Consider the following 15,499-nt stretch of genomic DNA (forward strand, 5'->3'; position numbering starts at 1 on the left):
CCCAAGCAACGAACCGGGGAGGCACGTCCGCGCCTCCCCGGTTCCACAACCACCCGTACGAGCTACGAAACCCGCTTCACGCCCCGGGCCAGTTCGCCCGCCAGTTCCCGTACGGCCGCCACTCCGGCCGCCTGGTCGTCGGCGTCGAGGAGTCGCTTGACGAAGGCGGAGCCGACGATGACGCCGTCCGCGAAGGAGGCCACCTCCGCGGCCTGCTCGGCGTTGGACACGCCGAGCCCGACGCAGACCGGCAGGTCCGTGGTGGCGCGGGTGCGGCGCACGAGGTCGGCGGCCTGCTCGCCGACGGACTCGCGGGTCCCGGTGACGCCCATGAGGGACGCCGCGTAGACGAAGCCGGAGCCGGCGGCGGTGATCGTGGCGAGCCGCTCGTCCCTGCTGCTCGGCGCGACGACGAACACGGTGGCCAGTCCGTGCTTCTCGGCGTGCTCCCGCCACAGCCCGGACTCCTGGACCGGCAGGTCGGGCAGGATGCACCCGGCGCCGCCGGCCTCGGCCAGCTCCGCGGTGAACCGCTCGACGCCGTACCGGTCGACGGGGTTCCAGTACGTCATGACGAGGACCGGCTTGCCGGTGGCCTCGAACGCCTCGCGGACCGTGCGCATCACGTCGGCGATCCGCAGGCCGCCGCGCAGGGCGATGTCGTCGGCGGTCTGGATGACGGGGCCGTCCAGGACCGGGTCGCTGTGCGGCAGCCCGACCTCGACGACGTCGGCGCCGCCGTCCAGGACGGCCTTGACCGCCTCGATCCCGCCGTCCACGGTCGGGAAGCCGGCCGGGAGGTACGCGATGAGCGCGGCCCGGTCCTCGGCCCTGGCCGCGGCCAGGGTGTCGCTCAGCAGCCGGACGTTGCCGCTCACTTGGCGTCCCCCTCGATCTCGGCGGTGTCGCCGGCCTCGTCGGAGGCGACCTCGGCGTCGGTGTCGTACAGCCCGAAGTAGCGGGCGGCGGTGTCCATGTCCTTGTCGCCGCGGCCGGACAGGTTCACCAGGACCAGCCCGTCCGGGCCCAGCTCCCGGCCGATCTCCAGGGCGCCGGCGAGGGCGTGGGCGGACTCGATGGCCGGGATGATGCCCTCGGTGCGGGAGAGCAGGCGCAGGGCCTGCATGGCCGCGTCGTCGGTCACGGCGCGGTACTCGCCGCGGCCGCTGTCCTTGAGGTAGGCGTGCTCGGGGCCGATGCCCGGGTAGTCCAGGCCGGCGGAGATCGAGTACGGCTCGGTGATCTGGCCCTCGTCGTCCTGGAGGACGTACGAGCGGGAACCGTGCAGGATGCCCGGCTCGCCGGCGGTCAGGGTCGCCGCGTGCTCGCCGGTCTCCACGCCGTGGCCGGCCGGCTCGCAGCCGACGAGGCGGACGCCCTCGTCGGGGATGAACGCGTGGAACAGGCCGATGGCGTTGGAGCCGCCGCCGACGCAGGCGACGGCGGCGTCGGGCAGCCGCCCGGCGCGCTCCAGGATCTGGCGGCGCGCCTCGACGCCGATGACCCGGTGGAAGTCGCGGACCATGGCGGGGAACGGGTGGGGGCCGGCGACGGTCCCGAAGAGGTAGTGGGTGTGGTCGACGTTGGCGACCCAGTCGCGGAACGCCTCGTTGATGGCGTCCTTCAGCGTGCGGCTGCCGGACTTCACGGCGATGACCTCGGCGCCGAGCATCCGCATGCGGGCGACGTTGAGGGCCTGGCGCCGCGTGTCGATCTCGCCCATGTAGATGGTGCAGTCGAGGCCGAACAGCGCGCACGCGGTCGCGGTGGCGACGCCGTGCTGTCCGGCGCCCGTCTCGGCGATGACGCGGGTCTTGCCCATCCGCCGGGTGAGCAGGGCCTGGCCCAGCACGTTGTTGATCTTGTGGGAGCCGGTGTGGTTCAGGTCCTCGCGCTTGAGGAAGACCCGGGCGCCGCCGGCGTGCTCGGCGAACCGGGGCACCTCGGTGAGGGCGCTGGGCCGGCCGGTGTAGTGGACGAGGAGGTCGTCGAGCTCGGCGGCGAACGCCGGGTCGGTCTTGGCCTTGTCGTACTCGACGGCGACCTCGTCCACGGCGGCGACGAGCGCCTCCGGGATGAACTTGCCGCCGAAGGCGCCGAAGTAGCCCCCGGCGTCCGGGACACGACCCTCCGGGTCGGGGACGAAGAACTCGCTGGACATGCGGAAACCTCACGGTGAGTGTGGGTGGACACCGAACGCCGTGGGGGCGGGGGCCGTCAGCCGGCCGCGGGCCGGACATGACGTGTCACGCGGTCGCGTTCCCCGCGCCCCGCGGGGGGCGCCATCGCATGCCGTTGACCTGGCCGGGCTCGGAGCCGATGACGTACCGCACGCGCCGTCCGTGCACCCGCCGCGCGGGCGCGCGGCAGCCCCGGGGGCGGCAGCCGCGGGCGAGCCGGGCGTACGCCTCCGGGGGCGTGGCCAGGACCGCGCGGGGCCGGGCCACGACCGGGGTGAGGGGGACGGCGGGTACGGACACGGCGGGCGCTCAGTCCCGCCCGTGCCGCAGGGCCGGGTGCGCCCCGGCGGCGACGAGGTCGGCCACGGCGGCCTTCGGGTCGCGGCCGGTCACCAGCGACTCGCCGACGAGCACCGCGTCGGCGCCCGCGTTGGCGTACGCGATCAGGTCGTGCGGGCCGCGGATGCCGGACTCGGCGACCTTGACGACGTGGGACGGGATCTCGGGGGCGACCCGCTCGAAGGTGGAGCGGTCCACCTTGAGGGTCTTCAGGTCGCGGGCGTTGACGCCGATGATCCGGGCTCCGGCGTCGACGGCGCGGGCGACCTCCTCCTCGTCGTGGACCTCGACGAGCGGGGTGAGCCCGATGGACTCGGCGCGCTCGATCAGCGAGACCAGCGCGGGCTGGTCCAGGGCGGCGACGATCAGCAGGGCGACGTCCGCGCCGTACGCGCGGGCCTCCCACAGCTGGTAGGCGGTGACGATGAAGTCCTTGCGCAGGACCGGCACGTCGACGCGCGCGCGGACGGCCTCCAGGTCGGCGAGGGAGCCGCCGAAGCGGCGCTGCTCGGTGAGGACGGAGATCACGGCCGCACCGCCCGCCTCGTAGTCCGCGGCGAGTCCCGCCGGGTCCGCGATGGCGGCCAGGGCGCCCTTGGAGGGGCTGGAACGCTTGACTTCGCAGATCACCTTGACGCCCTCGCCACGCAGCGCGGCCACGCCGTCGCGGGCTTGGGGGGCCTTGGCGGCCCGCTCCTTGAGCTCGTCGAGGGAGACCCGCGCCTGTCGCTCTGCGAGGTCGGCGCGCACGCCTTCGATGATCTCGTCGAGCACACTCACGCGAGAGGCCCCCTTTCGGGAGGGTGATGTTTGATCAAGCCAGACACCCTCGATGGTATCCGGAGGTGGGGCCGTAGTCCGCATCCGGTTGACGTCTCGGCGGTGACCTGGGCCTTCACGGGGCGAGCGCGGAGCCGAAGGGCAGGTTCCGCACGACGGTGAAGACCGCCCAGGTCCCACCGAGCAGCCAGAGGAGCCGCGGCCCCGGATCGAGCCGCACCGGGAGGCCGCGGACCGCCCTGGCCAGCCAGACGACCATGAACACGGCGAAGGCCACGTATCCGGCGACGGCCATGGCGTTGGCGCCGAGGGCGGTCGCGAGGTCCCCGTGGACGAAGGCGTGGGCGCTGCGCAGCCCGCCGCAGCCGGGGCAGTACAGGCCCGTGTACCGCAGCAGGGGGCAGGCGGGGTAGTGGCCGGGCTCGTTGGGGTCGACGGCGCCGACGTACGCGAAGGCCGCCGCGACGCCCGCCAGGGTGCCCAGCGGCGCCAGGAGCCGCCGGTGCGGCGGGACCGGGGGCGGGGGCGACGGCGCGTAGGGGGCGCGGGCCGGGTCGGGGGGCGGGCCGGCGGGGTGCGGGCCGGGTCCGGGGGGCGGGGGCTGCGGTGTCGTGGCGTCCACCCGCCGATTGTCGCCGCCCGTACGGAAAGGCGCAGCCCGGCAGGGCCGGACCGCGCCTCGTGCCCGACCGGGGGTCAGGGGTGTGCGGGGGTCAGGAGGCGGCCTGCGCGTGGCCGGCGGTGCTGCGCGCCTCGGCCTGCTCCCGCGACTCCTTGGGCTGGCCGAGTCCGGCGGCCTTCATCGCGGCACCGACGACACCGCCGAGCAGGACGACGGCGATTCCGGCCCAGAAGCCGAGCGGGTTGGCCGCCACCATGAAGACGCCGGCGATGCAGAAGCCGATGAAGGAGATGGTGACACCGGTCCAGGCGGCCGGGGTGTGTCCGTGGGCGCTGCCCGCCATGAGTTGCTCCTCGCTGAGTGTTGCTCTGTGGTGAGGCCCCGCCGAGTGCGGACGCTCGGGTCCATTCTTCCGCACGCACGCGTGCCGGGTGATCCGGGGGTGCGCCGCGCGCGTCGGAAGGCCCCGGTCAGGCGCCGTCCGTGGGGTCCTCGCCCCGGTCCAGGGCCTTCCACAGGTCCTCGGGCCGGTCGGGGTCGTCGGTGCGCCGGGCGGTGCGCGCGCGGGGGGCGCCGTCGCGCTCGTACCGGCCGGACATGGCGGGCCAGGTCCGGCCGTAGCGCAGGGCGATCAGCCCGGCGGCGAGGATCAGCAGGGCGGCGGCGGCCGTCACGTACGGCCAGGCCGTCTGGGTCAGGTCGGCGGCCCGCGCGGCGGTGTCGCCGGTGGCGCGGGCGGCCCGCTCGTCGAGGGCGGCGCTGTCGTTCGCGCCGAGGAGGGCGGCCGCGGCCGCTCCGGCGCCGCTCAGCGCGAGGAGCAGCGCGACGACGCGGCGCCCCGCGCCGCGCGCGGCGAGGACGGCGACGAGGGCGGCGAGCCCGACGACGGCCAGGGCCGTGGGCACGCCGGTGACGTCACCCCCGGCGGCCTCCAGGGCGACGCTGCCGCCGACGCCGGTGGCGCGCCCCTCGGTCCAGGTGCGGCCGGAGGCGAGCAGCACGACGGCGGAGCCGAGGGCGCCGAGGAGCAGGGCCACGGCGAGGCTGCGGCGGCCGCTTCCTGCGGTCACCGCCTCGCCCTGGCCGGTGGCACGGGGCTGGGGTACGGATGCGGCACTCACGCACCCCACTATCCCCCATGCGCTCGGACGCGGTTCATCCGGTTGGCCGTGTGGACGGCGCGGAGCACCGCGGCGGCCTTGTTGCGGCACTCGGTGTCCTCGGCGACCGGGTCGGAGTCCGCGACCACCCCGGCGCCCGCCTGGACGTACGCCGTGCCGTCGCGCAGCAGGGCCGTGCGGATGGCGATGGCCGTGTCCGAGTCGCCCGCGAAGTCCAGGTAGCCGACGGCGCCGCCGTACAGGCCGCGGCGGCTGGGCTCCAGCTCCTCGATGATCTGCATGGCGCGCGGCTTGGGCGCCCCGGAGAGCGTCCCGGCGGGGAAGCAGGCGGTCAGCACGTCGAAGGCGGTGCGGCCCTCCGCGACGCGGCCGGTCACCGTGGAGACGATGTGCATGACGTGGGAGTAGCGCTCGATCGACATGAAGTCGACGACCTCGACGGAACCGGGCTCGCAGACCCGGCCCAGGTCGTTGCGGCCGAGGTCGACGAGCATGAGGTGCTCGGCGCGCTCCTTGGGGTCGGCGATCAGCTCGTCGGCGAGGGCCTGGTCCTCCTGCGGGGTGGCGCCGCGCGGCCGGGTGCCGGCGATCGGGTGGACCATCGCGTGCCCGGCCTCGACCTTGACCAGTGCCTCCGGGCTGGAGCCGACGACGTCGAACCCGTCGAGGCGCAGGAGGTACATGTACGGGGAGGGGTTGGTGGCGCGCAGGACCCGGTAGACGTCCAGGGCGCTCGCCGTGCAGGGCGTCCGGAAGCGCTGCGACGGGACGACCTGGAAGGCCTCGCCGGCGCGGATGCGCTCCTTGATGTCCTCGACGGCCTCCTGGTACGCCTCGCCGCCCCAGCGGGTGGTGTACTCGGGCAGCTCGGACGGCGGCAGGACCGCGGGCCCGGAGTCGGCGGGCCGGGTGAGGTCGGCCTGCATGGCGTCGAGCCGGGCGACGGCGTCCGCGTAGGCCTCGTCGACGCCGGTGTCGAGGTCGTTGTGGTTGATCGCGTTGGCGATCAGCAGGACCGTGCCGTCCCAGTGGTCGAGGACGGCCAGGTCGGAGGTGAGCAGCATGGTCAGCTCGGGCAGGCCCAGCTCGTCCGCGCCGTGGTCGCCGATGCGCTCCAGGCGCCGCACGACGTCGTAGCCGAGGTAGCCGACCATGCCGCCGGTGAAGGGCGGCATCCCGGAGGCGAGGTCGCGCGGGGTGTGCAGGGCCTCCACGGTGGCGCGCAGCGCCGCCAGCGGGTCGCCGTCCACGGGGACGCCGACGGGCGGGGTGCCCAGCCAGTGCGCCTGCCCGTCGCGCACGGTCAGGGTGGCGGCGCTGCGGACGCCGACGAAGGAGTACCGGGACCAGGAGCGGCCGTTCTCGGCGGACTCCAGGAGGAACGTTCCGGGGCGTTCCGCGGCCAGCTTGCGGTAGAGGCCGACCGGGGTGTCGCCGTCCGCGAGGAGGCGGCGGCTGACGGGGATCACTCGGCGGTCGCCCGCCAGCTTGCGGAAGGTCTCGAGGTCCATGCCGCCCGACCCTACTCGCCCAGCGGGAGCACGTCGGCGTCGAAGCACGTCCTGGCGCCGGTGTGGCAGGCGGCGCCCACCTGGTCGACCTTGACGAGGATCGTGTCGGCGTCGCAGTCGAGGGCGACGGACCTGACGTGCTGGACGTGGCCGGACGTGTCGCCCTTGACCCAGTACTCCCGGCGGCTGCGCGACCAGTAGGTGCAGCGGCCGGTGGTGAGGGTGCGGTGCAGGGCCTCGTCGTCCATCCAGCCGAGCATCAGCACCTCGCCGGTGTCGTACTGCTGGGCGATGGCCGGGACCAGCCCGTCGGGGCTGCGCTTGAGACGGGCGGCGATGGCCGGGTCAAGGTTGCTCGTCATGCCGCCATTGTGCCGCGCGGCGCGGGGCGCTCCGGGCCGTGTCCACTGGGCGGACCGGGGCGCGCCCCCGTACGCTGGCGGTCATGTCCACCCATGCCAAGCGTGAACGACTGCTCCTGGCCGACCTGTTGGAGGCGGCGGGCCCCGACGCCCCGACCCTCTGCGACGGCTGGACCACCCGCGACCTGGCCGCCCACGTGGTGGTGCGCGAGCGCCGCCCGGACGCGGCGGCGGGCGTCCTGCTGGGACCCCTGCGAAGCCGGCTGGAGCGGGTGCAGGCGGAGTTCGCCGCGAAGCCGTACGAGGAGCTGGTCCGGCTGGTCCGGACGGGCCCGCCGCGGATGTCCCCGTTCTCGATCAAGCAGGTCGACGAGGGCGCCAACACCGTGGAGTTCTACGTCCACGCCGAGGACGTGCGGCGGGCGCAGGCGGACTGGACGCCGCGCGAGGTCGACCCGGTGTTCGCGAACGCGCTGTGGGCCCGGCTGGAGAAGGCGGCCCGCCTGGTCGGGCGGCGCTGCCCGGTGGGGCTCGTCGTGCGCCGCCCGGACGGCCGGACGGCCGTCGCGCGCCGCGGCGTGCCGGTGGTCACGGTGACCGGCGAACCGGGCGAGCTGACGCTGTTCCTGTACGGGCGGCAGGGCGCCGCCCGGGTGGAGCTGGACGGGGACAAGGAGGCGGTCGCCCGCGTCCTCGAGGCGCGGCTGGGGGTCTGAGACCGCGCTCGGGGCCGCGGCGGCCGGCGGGTACGCGGACGGCGAGGAGGAGGCGCACGCCCTCTCCGCGTCGACCCGGGCGGGCGCTGTTCGCCCGGCGCGCCGGGCCGGGACGTGGGGCCGCTGCCGGAGCCGGGAGCGCGGGCGCCCTCCCGGTGCCCCGCCGGGGCGGGACGGGCCGGGAGGGCGGACCTCAGCGGACGGGGTGGCCGGCCTCCCGGAGGGTGGCCTTCACCTCGCCGATCCGCAGGTCGCCGAAGTGGAACACGGACGCCGCCAGGACGGCGTCCGCGCCGGCCTCGATCGCGGGCGGGAAGTGGCCGAGCGCGCCGGCGCCGCCGGACGCGATCACCGGCACGGTGACGTGCTCGCGGACCGCCGTGATCATCGCGGTGTCGTAGCCGTCCTTGGTGCCGTCCGCGTCCATGGAGTTCAGCAGGATCTCCCCGGCGCCCAGCTCCGCGGCCCGGTGGGCCCACTCCACGGCGTCGATGCCGGTCCCCCGGCGCCCGCCGTGCGTGGTGACCTCGAACCCGGACGGCGTGCTGGTGCCCTCCGGGCAGCGCCGGGCGTCCACGGACAGCACGAGCACCTGGCTGCCGAACCGCTCGGAGACCTCCCGAATCAGCTCGGGCCGGGCGATCGCGGCGGTGTTGACGCCGACCTTGTCCGCGCCGGCGCGCAGCAGCCGGTCCACGTCGTCGGCGGCGCGCACGCCGCCGCCCACGGTGAGCGGGATGAACACCTGCTCGGCGGTGCGCCGCACCACGTCGTAGGTGGTCTCCCGGTTGCCGGACGACGCGGTGATGTCGAGGAACGTCAGCTCGTCGGCGCCCTCGGCGTCGTACAGCTTCGCCATCTCCACGGGGTCGCCCGCGTCGCGCAGGTTGCGGAAGTTGACGCCCTTGACGACGCGGCCGTTGTCCACGTCCAGGCAGGGGATGACTCGGACCGCGAGGCTCATGACGCGGCTCCTCCGTTCGTGCGGTACGCCTCGACCTCGACCTCGACGACGAGCCGGGGGTCGACGAGGCCGGAGACGATGAGCATCGACGCGGCGGGGCGGACCGCGCCGAACAGCTCCTTGTGGGCGCGGCCGACCTCCTCCACGTCCCGTGCGTGGGTGAGGTACATGCGGGTGCGGACCACGTCCGCCGGGCCGAGGCCCAGCTGCCGCAGCGCGTCGAACGCCACCTCGAAGGCGTTGAGGGTCTGCTCGTACGGGCCCCCGTCCTCGACGGCGCCGTCGACGACGGACGTGCAGCCGGAGACCAGGACCAGGCCGTGGGGCAGCTCCACCGCGCGGGAGTAGCCGAACTGCTCCTCCCAGGGCGCGCCGGTGGCGACCCTGCGCACGGACTCGGTCATGCGGACACCGCCGCGAGCGCTTCCTCGAGGGTGAAGGCCTTCGCGTACAGGGCCTTGCCGACGATGGCGCCCTCGACGCCCAGCGGGACCAGCTCGGCGATGGCGCGCAGGTCGTCGAGGGAGGAGACGCCGCCGGAGGCGACGACGGGCCGGTCGGTGGCGGCGCAGACGTCGCGCAGCAGCCCCAGGTTGGGCCCCTGGAGGGTGCCGTCCTTGGCGATGTCGGTGACGACGTACCGGGCGCAGCCCTCGGAGTCGAGGCGCGCCAGGGTCTCGTACAGGTCCCCGCCGTCGCGGGTCCAGCCGCGGCCGCGCAGGGTGGTGCCGCGCACGTCGAGGCCGACGGCGATCCTGTCGCCGTGCTCGGCGATGACCTTGGCGACCCACTCGGGGGTCTCCAGGGCGGCGGTGCCGAGGTTGACGCGGGTGCAGCCGGTGGCGAGGGCGGCGGCGAGGGTGGCGTCGTCGCGGATGCCGCCGGACAGCTCGACCTTGATGTCCATGGCCCGGGTGACCTCGGCGATCAGGTCGCGGTTGTCGCCGGTGCCGAAGGCGGCGTCGAGGTCGACGAGGTGGAGCCACTCGGCGCCCGCGCGCTGCCAGGCCAGGGCCGCCTCCAGCGGGGAGCCGTAGGACGTCTCCGTGCCGGACTCGCCGTGGACGAGCCGTACGGCCTGACCGTCCCGGACGTCGACGGCGGGGAGGAGTTCGAGCTTGGTCATCTCAGCGGTCCTAGCCTCTAAGAGCGGGTGCGGAAAGGGCGGGTCAGAAGGTCTTGAGCCAGTTGGAGAGCAGCTGGGCCCCGGCGTCGCCGGACTTCTCCGGGTGGAACTGGGTCGCCCACAGGGCGCCGTTCTCCACGGCGGCGACGAACCGTTCGCCGTGCGCGGACCAGGTGACCCTGGGGGGGCGCAGGGCGGGGTTGACGGTCTCCAGGGTCCAGTCGGTCACGGCGTACGAGTGCACGAAGTAGAACCGCTCGTCGGGGTCGACCCCGGCGAACAGCTCGCTGTCGGCGGGCGCCTCGACGGTGTTCCAGCCCATGTGCGGGATGACGGGCGCCTTGAGCGGGCCGACCGTCCCGGGCCACTCGTCGAGGCCCTCGGTCTCGACGCCGTGCTCGACGCCGCGCGCGAACAGGATCTGCATGCCGACGCAGATGCCCATGACGGGCCGGCCGCCGGAGAGCCTGCGGCCGACGATCCAGTCCCCGCGGGCCTCCTTCAGCCCGGCCATGCAGGCGGAGAAGGCGCCGACCCCGGGGACGAGGAGCCCGTCGGCGTTCATGGCCCGGTCGTAGTCGCGGGTGATCTCGACGTCGGCGCCCACGCGCGCGAGGGCGCGCTCGGCGGAGCGGACGTTGCCGAACCCGTAGTCGAAGACGACGACTTTCTTCGCGGTGCTGCTGTTCATTCGGGTCATTCCCAGATTCCCTGGATCCTCAGGACGCCGGCGAGGAGGCACATGCCGGAGGCGACGGCGAGCAGGACGACGACGCCCTTGGGCATCTTCTGCCGGGTGAAGGAGTAGACGCCGCCGGCCAGGAACAGGCCGACGACGATCAGGACGGTCGACAGGCCGGTCACCGCGGGCCCCCGTCCGCCGCTCCGCCCGCGCGGCGCGGGGCGGCCGGAGCCGCGGCCGCGCGTGCGCCGCTCACAGGGCGCCCTTCGTCGACGGCAGGATGCCGGCGGCGCGCGGGTCGCGCTCGGAGGCGTACCGCAGGGCGCGGGCGAGGGCCTTGAACTGGCACTCCACGATGTGGTGGGCGTTGCGCCCGTACGGGACGTGGACGTGCAGCGCGATCTGGGCCTGGGCGACGAACGACTCCAGGATGTGCCGGGTCATCGTCGTGTCGTACGAGCCGATCATCGGCGCCATGTTCTCGGGCTCGGTGTGCACGAGGTACGGGCGGCCGGAGAGGTCGACGGTGACCTGGGCGAGGGACTCGTCCAGCGGGACCGTGCAGTTGCCGAAGCGGTAGATGCCGACCTTGTCCCCGAGGGCCTGCTTGAAGGCGGCGCCGAGGGCGAGGGCGGTGTCCTCGATCGTGTGGTGGGAGTCGATGTGCAGGTCGCCGTCGGTCTTGACCGTGAGGTCGAACAGCCCGTGGCGGCCGAGCTGGTCGAGCATGTGGTCGTAGAAGCCGACGCCGGTGGCGACGTCGACCTTCCCGGTGCCGTCGAGGTCGATCTCGACGACGACGGACGTCTCCTTGGTGGTGCGCTCGACCCGTCCTACGCGGCTCATGAGCTCTGCTCCTTCCTCAGTGCGCGAACCGCATCCAGGAACGCGTCGTTCTCTTGCGGGGTGCCGGCCGTGACCCGCAGCCAGCCCGGTACGCCGTTGTCGCGGACCAGGACGCCGTGGTCGAGGATCCTCCGCCACACGGCGCGGGCGTCCTCGAAGCGTCCGAACTGGACGAAGTTGGCGTCGGAGTCGGTGACCTCGTAGCCCGCGGCGCGCAGCTCGGCGACGAGCCGGTCCCGTTCGGTCTTGAGGTGTTCGACGTACCCCAGCAGCGTATCGGTGTGTTCGAGCGCGGCGAGCGCGGTGGCCTGGGTGACGGCGGACAGGTGGTACGGCAGGCGGACCAGCTGGACGGCGTCGACGACGGCCGGGTGGGCGGCGAGGTAGCCGAGGCGGAGCCCGGCGGCGCCGAACGCCTTCGACATCGTGCGGGAGACCACCAGGTGCGGGCGGCCCTCGATGAGCGGCAGCAGCGACGGGCGGTGGCTGAACTCGACGTACGCCTCGTCGACGACGACCAGGGACGGCTTGGCGGCCTGGGCGGCGTCGTGGAGGGCCAGCACCGTGTCGGCGTCGACGGCGGTGCCGGTGGGGTTGTTGGGGGAGGTGACGAACACCACGTCGGGGCGGTGCTCGGCGATGGCCGCCGTGGCGGCCGCCACGTCGAGGCCGAAGTCGTCGCGGCGGGGGCCGGAGATCCAGCCGGTGCCGGTGCCGCGGGAGATCAGGCCGTGCATGGAGTACGAGGGCTCGAAGCCCAGCGCGGTCCTGCCGGGGCCGCCGAAGGTCTGCAGGAGCTGCTGGAGGACCTCGTTGGAGCCGTTGGCCGCCCAGACCTGGCCCGTGCCGACCTCGTACCCGGTGGTGCGGGTGAGGTAGCGGGCCAGCTGGGTGCGCAGCTCGACCGCGTCGCGGTCGGGGTAGCGGTTGAGGTGCCGGGCGGCCTCCCGGACCCGCTCCGCGATGCGCTCGACGAGCGGCTCGGGCAGGGGGTAGGGGTTCTCGTTGGTGTTGAGGCGGACGGGGACGTCGAGCTGGGGGGCGCCGTAGGGCGTCTTGCCGCGCAGCTCGTCGCGGATGGGCAGGTCGTCGATGCGCACGTCGGTCACTGCTGCGGCACCTTCCATCCGAAGCGGGCCTTCACGGCCGCGCCGTGCGCCGGCAGGTCCTCCGCCTCGGCGAGGGTGACCACGTGGTGGGTGACCTCGGCGAGCGCCTCGCGCGTGTAGTCCACGATGTGGATGCCGCGCAGGAAGGACTGGACGGACAGGCCCGAGGAGTGGCAGGCGCAGCCGCCGGTGGGCAGGACGTGGTTGGAGCCGGCGCAGTAGTCCCCGAGGGAGACCGGCGACCAGGGGCCGACGAAGATCGCGCCGGCGTTGCGGACGCGCTGGGCGACGGCGGCGGCGTCGGCGGTCTGGATCTCCAGGTGCTCGGCGCCGTACGCGTCGACGACGCGCAGGCCCTCGTCGATCCCGTCGACGAGGACGATCGCGGACTGCCTGCCGCGCAGGGCGGGCAGGATGCGGTCGTCGACGTGCTTGGTCGCGGCGATCTGCGGCTCCAGCTCGTGCTCGACGGCGTCGGCCAGCTCGGCGGAGTCGGTGACGAGGACGGCGGCGGCGAGCGGGTCGTGCTCGGCCTGGCTGATCAGGTCGGCGGCGACGTGGACCGGGTCGGCGGTGGCGTCGGCGAGGACGGCGATCTCGGTGGGGCCGGCCTCCGTGTCGATGCCGATGCGGCCGGTGAAGTACCGCTTGGCGGCGGCGACCCAGATGTTGCCGGGGCCGGTGACCATGTCGGCGGGGGCGCAGGACTCCGTGCCGTACGCGAACATGGCGACGGCCTGGGCGCCGCCCACCGCGTACACCTCGTCGACGCCGAGGAGGGCGCACGCGGCGAGGATCGTGGGGTGCGGCAGGCCGCCGAACTCCTTCTGCGGCGGGGAGGCGAGGGCGACCGACTCGACGCCCGCCTCCTGCGCCGGCACGGCGTTCATGATCACGGACGAGGGGTAGACGGAGCGGCCGCCCGGCGCGTACAGGCCGACGCGCCCGACGGGGACCCACTTCTCGGTGACCGTGCCGCCGGGCACGACCTGGGTGGTGTGCGCGGTGCGGCGCTGCGCGCGGTGGACGGTCCGGGCGCGGCGGATGGACTCCTCCAGGCCGGCGCGGACGGCCGGGTCCAGCTCCTCCAGGGCGCGGGCCAGCGCGGCGGCCGGAACCCGCACCTGGTCGAGGGTGACGCCGTCGAACCGCTCGGCGTAGTCGATCAGCGCCGCGTCGCCCCGATGATGCACGGCCTCGCAGATGGGCCGCACCTTCTCCAGGGCGGCTTCCACGTCGAACTCGGCACGGGGCAGCAGGTCGCGCAGGGCGCCGCCGGTCGGCAGGGCGTCGCCTCGCAGATCGATTCGTGAGATCACAGGTCAATTCTCGCAGACGGGTTCGCGGCCCCGGCCGTCCGTATCACTGGCTGATACGCGCCACACCGTCCTTCGGTCGTCACACCTGACCGTTGGCGTTCAGTCCGTCACTCAGAGGGAAGAACAGCCGTACGACCAGGGGAAGTGAGGGGGGCGGCCTTGACCGAGCCGCACGACGACCGCGACGGTGACGGTCGCGACGACGACATTCCCGGCGACCTCAGCCCGGCCGAGCTGGGGCTGTGGCAGGCGTTCCGGATCGGCGCGTGGTACGACCTGCGGTCGGGCCACCCGATGCTGGACGACCCGTTCGCGCCGCGCACGTGGCCGCAGGAGCGGTGCGTCCGGGCGCGGGTGGTGGCCCGGCTGCTGCTGTCCGGCCCGCCGGCGCTGGCGGGGCGCGTCTCGGCGCTGAAGATGCGCGGGGCGCGGATCACGGGGCGGCTGGACCTCGCGGGCGGCACGGTCGCGCCGTACGTGGAGCTGCAGGCGTGCGTCTTCGACGACGAGGTGGTGCTGCCGGAGTCCCGGTTCACCACGCTCCGGCTGGTCGGCTGCGCGATACCCCGCCTGGAGGCGGCCCGGCTGCACACGGAGGGCGACCTGCACCTGCCGCGCTGCCGGGTGGCGCGCGGGGTGCGGCTCACCGACGCGCAGATCGGCACGGACCTGCTGATCAGCCAGATCCACGTGCAGCCGGACCGGCGCGGCCGGGCGATCGTCGCGGACGGCATGTCGGTGGCGCAGGACCTCCAGGCCGAACTCGTCGAGACGTACGGCGAGTTCAGCATGCGCGGCGCGAAGGTCGGGGTGTCGCTGAGCCTGCGCGGCAGCCGGCTGCGGGGCGCGGAGGGGCGGCGCGCGCTGAACGCGCCGCAGCTGAGCGTGGAGCGCACGCTGTACCTGACGGGCGCGTGGGTGAGCGAGTCGGTGGGCGGCGAGGGCGATCACCTGGGCGGGGCGCCGCCGTACGGGCTGGGCGACGTCAACACGCCGATGCGGGGGACGCGGATGCGGCCCTTCGAGTGCCGGGGCGGGGTGCGGCTGGACGACGGGCGGTTCGGGGATGCGGTCGACCTGCACCAGGCGCGGTTCGTGCTGGCGTCGGCGCGCAAGGAGGAGCTGTCGCTGCGCAGGATCGTCACTCCGGAGCTGCGGTTCAACTGCGAGCGGCCGGAGGAGGGCCGCGTCGTGCTGAACGGCGCGAAGGTGGTGACGCTCGTCGACCAGGCGGCCAGCTGGCCGGGTCCGGGCGGTCTCGCGATCAGCGGGTTCGTGTACGAGAACCTGGTGCCGTACGGGCACTTCCCGCTGACCCGGCGGCTGGAGTGGGTGGCGGCGGCGACGCCGGAGTACGCGCCGGAGCCGTACGAGCGGCTGGCGACGGTGCTGCGCGGCTGCGGCGAGGACGCCGACGCGCGGGAGGTGCTGCTGGCCAAGCAGCGGCGGCGCCGGGAGACGCTGCCGCTCGCCGCGAAGATGTGGGGCTACCTCCAGGACTGGACGGTGGCGTACGGCTACCGGCCGGGCCGGGCGGCGGTGTGGATGGCGGTGCTGTGGGCGGCGGGGGCGCTGGCCTTCTCCTTCTACGAGCCGGTGCCGATCAAGCGGGACGAGTTCCCGCAGTGGGACGCGGTCCTCTACACGCTGGACCTGCTGCTCCCGGTGATCAACCTCGGCCAGGAGGGGTACTGGCGGCTGTCGGGGCCGTGGCAGTGGCTGTCGACGGGGCTGATCCTGGTGGGGTGGATTCTGGCCACGGCGGTGGCGGCGGGCGCGTCGCGGCTGCTGCGGCGCAGCTGACCGGGCGGCGGACCCGGGG

Annotated in this window: 19 protein-coding genes; 2 read left to right on the plus strand and 17 right to left on the minus strand. The window is 74.4% G+C overall.

Annotated features, from left to right (window positions below):
• Positions 1-62: 62 nt before the first annotated feature.
• The 9 genes from trpA to hisI all read right to left on the minus strand — a co-directional run bounded on the left by trpA (position 63) and on the right by hisI (position 6,915).
• Positions 63-878 carry a tryptophan synthase subunit alpha gene (trpA, locus tag IE106_RS24940; RefSeq protein ID WP_189537443.1) on the minus strand — a complete coding sequence of 272 codons (816 nt, stop codon included), beginning with the start codon at positions 876-878 and terminating at the stop codon, positions 63-65.
• Positions 875-2,161: a tryptophan synthase subunit beta gene (trpB, locus tag IE106_RS24945; RefSeq protein ID WP_189537444.1), complete on the minus strand. Its 1,287-nt coding sequence runs from the start codon at positions 2,159-2,161 to the stop codon at positions 875-877. The genes trpA and trpB overlap by 4 nt, the downstream gene beginning before the upstream one ends.
• A gap of 85 nt (positions 2,162-2,246) precedes the next feature.
• A complete protein-coding gene (gene trpM, locus IE106_RS24950; protein ID WP_229840742.1) occupies positions 2,247-2,480 on the minus strand; it encodes a tryptophan biosynthesis modulator TrpM in 234 nt (77 codons plus the stop codon).
• A gap of 9 nt (positions 2,481-2,489) precedes the next feature.
• Positions 2,490-3,299 (minus strand): indole-3-glycerol phosphate synthase TrpC, encoded by an 810-nt coding sequence (trpC, locus tag IE106_RS24955; RefSeq protein ID WP_189537445.1) that lies wholly within the window; start codon positions 3,297-3,299, stop codon positions 2,490-2,492.
• Positions 3,300-3,414: 115 nt separating this feature from the next.
• Complete coding sequence (locus IE106_RS24960; RefSeq protein ID WP_189537446.1) at positions 3,415-3,921, minus strand: DUF2752 domain-containing protein; 507 nt, start codon at positions 3,919-3,921, stop codon at positions 3,415-3,417.
• 91 nt (positions 3,922-4,012) lie between these two features.
• On the minus strand, positions 4,013-4,264 hold the full coding sequence (locus IE106_RS24965) for an HGxxPAAW family protein (protein WP_189537447.1): 252 nt from the start codon (positions 4,262-4,264) through the stop codon (positions 4,013-4,015).
• Positions 4,265-4,391: 127 nt separating this feature from the next.
• On the minus strand, positions 4,392-5,051 hold the full coding sequence (locus IE106_RS24970) for a TIGR02234 family membrane protein (RefSeq protein ID WP_189537448.1): 660 nt from the start codon (positions 5,049-5,051) through the stop codon (positions 4,392-4,394).
• Positions 5,051-6,553, minus strand: coding sequence for an anthranilate synthase component I (locus IE106_RS24975; protein ID WP_189537449.1), 1,503 nt, complete (start codon positions 6,551-6,553; stop codon positions 5,051-5,053). Before IE106_RS24975 ends, IE106_RS24970 begins: the two co-directional genes overlap by 1 nt.
• Before the next feature lie 11 nt (positions 6,554-6,564).
• Positions 6,565-6,915, minus strand: coding sequence for a phosphoribosyl-AMP cyclohydrolase (gene hisI, locus IE106_RS24980; RefSeq protein WP_189537450.1), 351 nt, complete (start codon positions 6,913-6,915; stop codon positions 6,565-6,567).
• Between the two features lie 83 nt (positions 6,916-6,998).
• On the opposite strand from hisI, the gene IE106_RS24985 reads away from it, so the two are divergent.
• On the plus strand, positions 6,999-7,631 hold the full coding sequence (locus IE106_RS24985; RefSeq protein WP_189537451.1) for a TIGR03085 family metal-binding protein: 633 nt from the start codon (positions 6,999-7,001) through the stop codon (positions 7,629-7,631).
• Positions 7,632-7,824: 193 nt separating this feature from the next.
• Here IE106_RS24985 and hisF read toward each other — a convergent pair whose 3' ends face one another.
• The 8 genes from hisF to hisD all read right to left on the minus strand — a co-directional run bounded on the left by hisF (position 7,825) and on the right by hisD (position 13,677).
• Positions 7,825-8,595 (minus strand): imidazole glycerol phosphate synthase subunit HisF, encoded by a 771-nt coding sequence (hisF, locus tag IE106_RS24990; RefSeq protein WP_189537452.1) that lies wholly within the window; start codon positions 8,593-8,595, stop codon positions 7,825-7,827.
• Complete coding sequence (locus IE106_RS24995) at positions 8,592-8,999, minus strand: RidA family protein (protein ID WP_189537453.1); 408 nt, start codon at positions 8,997-8,999, stop codon at positions 8,592-8,594. Before IE106_RS24995 ends, hisF begins: the two co-directional genes overlap by 4 nt.
• Positions 8,996-9,721, minus strand: a complete 726-nt coding sequence (priA, locus tag IE106_RS25000; RefSeq protein WP_189537454.1) for a bifunctional 1-(5-phosphoribosyl)-5-((5-phosphoribosylamino)methylideneamino)imidazole-4-carboxamide isomerase/phosphoribosylanthranilate isomerase PriA — start codon at positions 9,719-9,721, stop codon at positions 8,996-8,998. Before priA ends, IE106_RS24995 begins: the two co-directional genes overlap by 4 nt.
• Before the next feature lie 43 nt (positions 9,722-9,764).
• Positions 9,765-10,412, minus strand: coding sequence for an imidazole glycerol phosphate synthase subunit HisH (gene hisH / locus IE106_RS25005; RefSeq protein WP_189537455.1), 648 nt, complete (start codon positions 10,410-10,412; stop codon positions 9,765-9,767).
• Between the two features lie 5 nt (positions 10,413-10,417).
• Positions 10,418-10,585: a CG2302 family histidine operon protein gene (locus IE106_RS25010; RefSeq protein WP_189537456.1), complete on the minus strand. Its 168-nt coding sequence runs from the start codon at positions 10,583-10,585 to the stop codon at positions 10,418-10,420.
• A gap of 70 nt (positions 10,586-10,655) precedes the next feature.
• Positions 10,656-11,249, minus strand: coding sequence for an imidazoleglycerol-phosphate dehydratase HisB (hisB, locus tag IE106_RS25015; protein ID WP_058941846.1), 594 nt, complete (start codon positions 11,247-11,249; stop codon positions 10,656-10,658).
• A complete protein-coding gene (locus IE106_RS25020; RefSeq protein WP_229840743.1) occupies positions 11,246-12,358 on the minus strand; it encodes a histidinol-phosphate transaminase in 1,113 nt (370 codons plus the stop codon). Before IE106_RS25020 ends, hisB begins: the two co-directional genes overlap by 4 nt.
• Positions 12,355-13,677, minus strand: coding sequence for a histidinol dehydrogenase (gene hisD, locus IE106_RS25025; RefSeq protein WP_189537458.1), 1,323 nt, complete (start codon positions 13,675-13,677; stop codon positions 12,355-12,357). The genes IE106_RS25020 and hisD overlap by 4 nt, the downstream gene beginning before the upstream one ends.
• Positions 13,678-13,836: 159 nt before the next feature.
• Between hisD and IE106_RS25030 the strand changes: the two genes are divergently transcribed.
• On the plus strand, positions 13,837-15,480 hold the full coding sequence (locus tag IE106_RS25030) for an oxidoreductase (protein ID WP_189537459.1): 1,644 nt from the start codon (positions 13,837-13,839) through the stop codon (positions 15,478-15,480).
• Positions 15,481-15,499: the final 19 nt, after the last annotated feature.

It is taken from the genome of Streptomyces roseolilacinus, from assembly GCF_014649335.1.
Lineage (GTDB): Bacteria > Actinomycetota > Actinomycetes > Streptomycetales > Streptomycetaceae > Streptomyces > Streptomyces roseolilacinus.

Bases quoted from the DNA above. Each gene is read 5' to 3' on its own strand.
- trpB (WP_189537444.1), bottom strand. From the start codon at position 2,161: ATGTCCAGCGAGTTCTTCGTCCCCGACCCGGAGGGTCGTGTCCCGGAC.
- IE106_RS24965 (WP_189537447.1), bottom strand. From the start codon at position 4,264: ATGGCGGGCAGCGCCCACGGACACACCCCGGCCGCCTGGACCGGTGTC.
- IE106_RS24975 (WP_189537449.1), bottom strand. From the start codon at position 6,553: ATGGACCTCGAGACCTTCCGCAAGCTGGCGGGCGACCGCCGAGTGATC.
- hisI (WP_189537450.1), bottom strand. From the start codon at position 6,915: ATGACGAGCAACCTTGACCCGGCCATCGCCGCCCGTCTCAAGCGCAGC.
- IE106_RS24985 (WP_189537451.1), top strand. From the start codon at position 6,999: ATGTCCACCCATGCCAAGCGTGAACGACTGCTCCTGGCCGACCTGTTG.
- hisF (WP_189537452.1), bottom strand. From the start codon at position 8,595: ATGAGCCTCGCGGTCCGAGTCATCCCCTGCCTGGACGTGGACAACGGC.
- IE106_RS24995 (WP_189537453.1), bottom strand. From the start codon at position 8,999: ATGACCGAGTCCGTGCGCAGGGTCGCCACCGGCGCGCCCTGGGAGGAG.
- priA (WP_189537454.1), bottom strand. From the start codon at position 9,721: ATGACCAAGCTCGAACTCCTCCCCGCCGTCGACGTCCGGGACGGTCAG.
- hisH (WP_189537455.1), bottom strand. From the start codon at position 10,412: ATGAACAGCAGCACCGCGAAGAAAGTCGTCGTCTTCGACTACGGGTTC.
- hisB (WP_058941846.1), bottom strand. From the start codon at position 11,249: ATGAGCCGCGTAGGACGGGTCGAGCGCACCACCAAGGAGACGTCCGTC.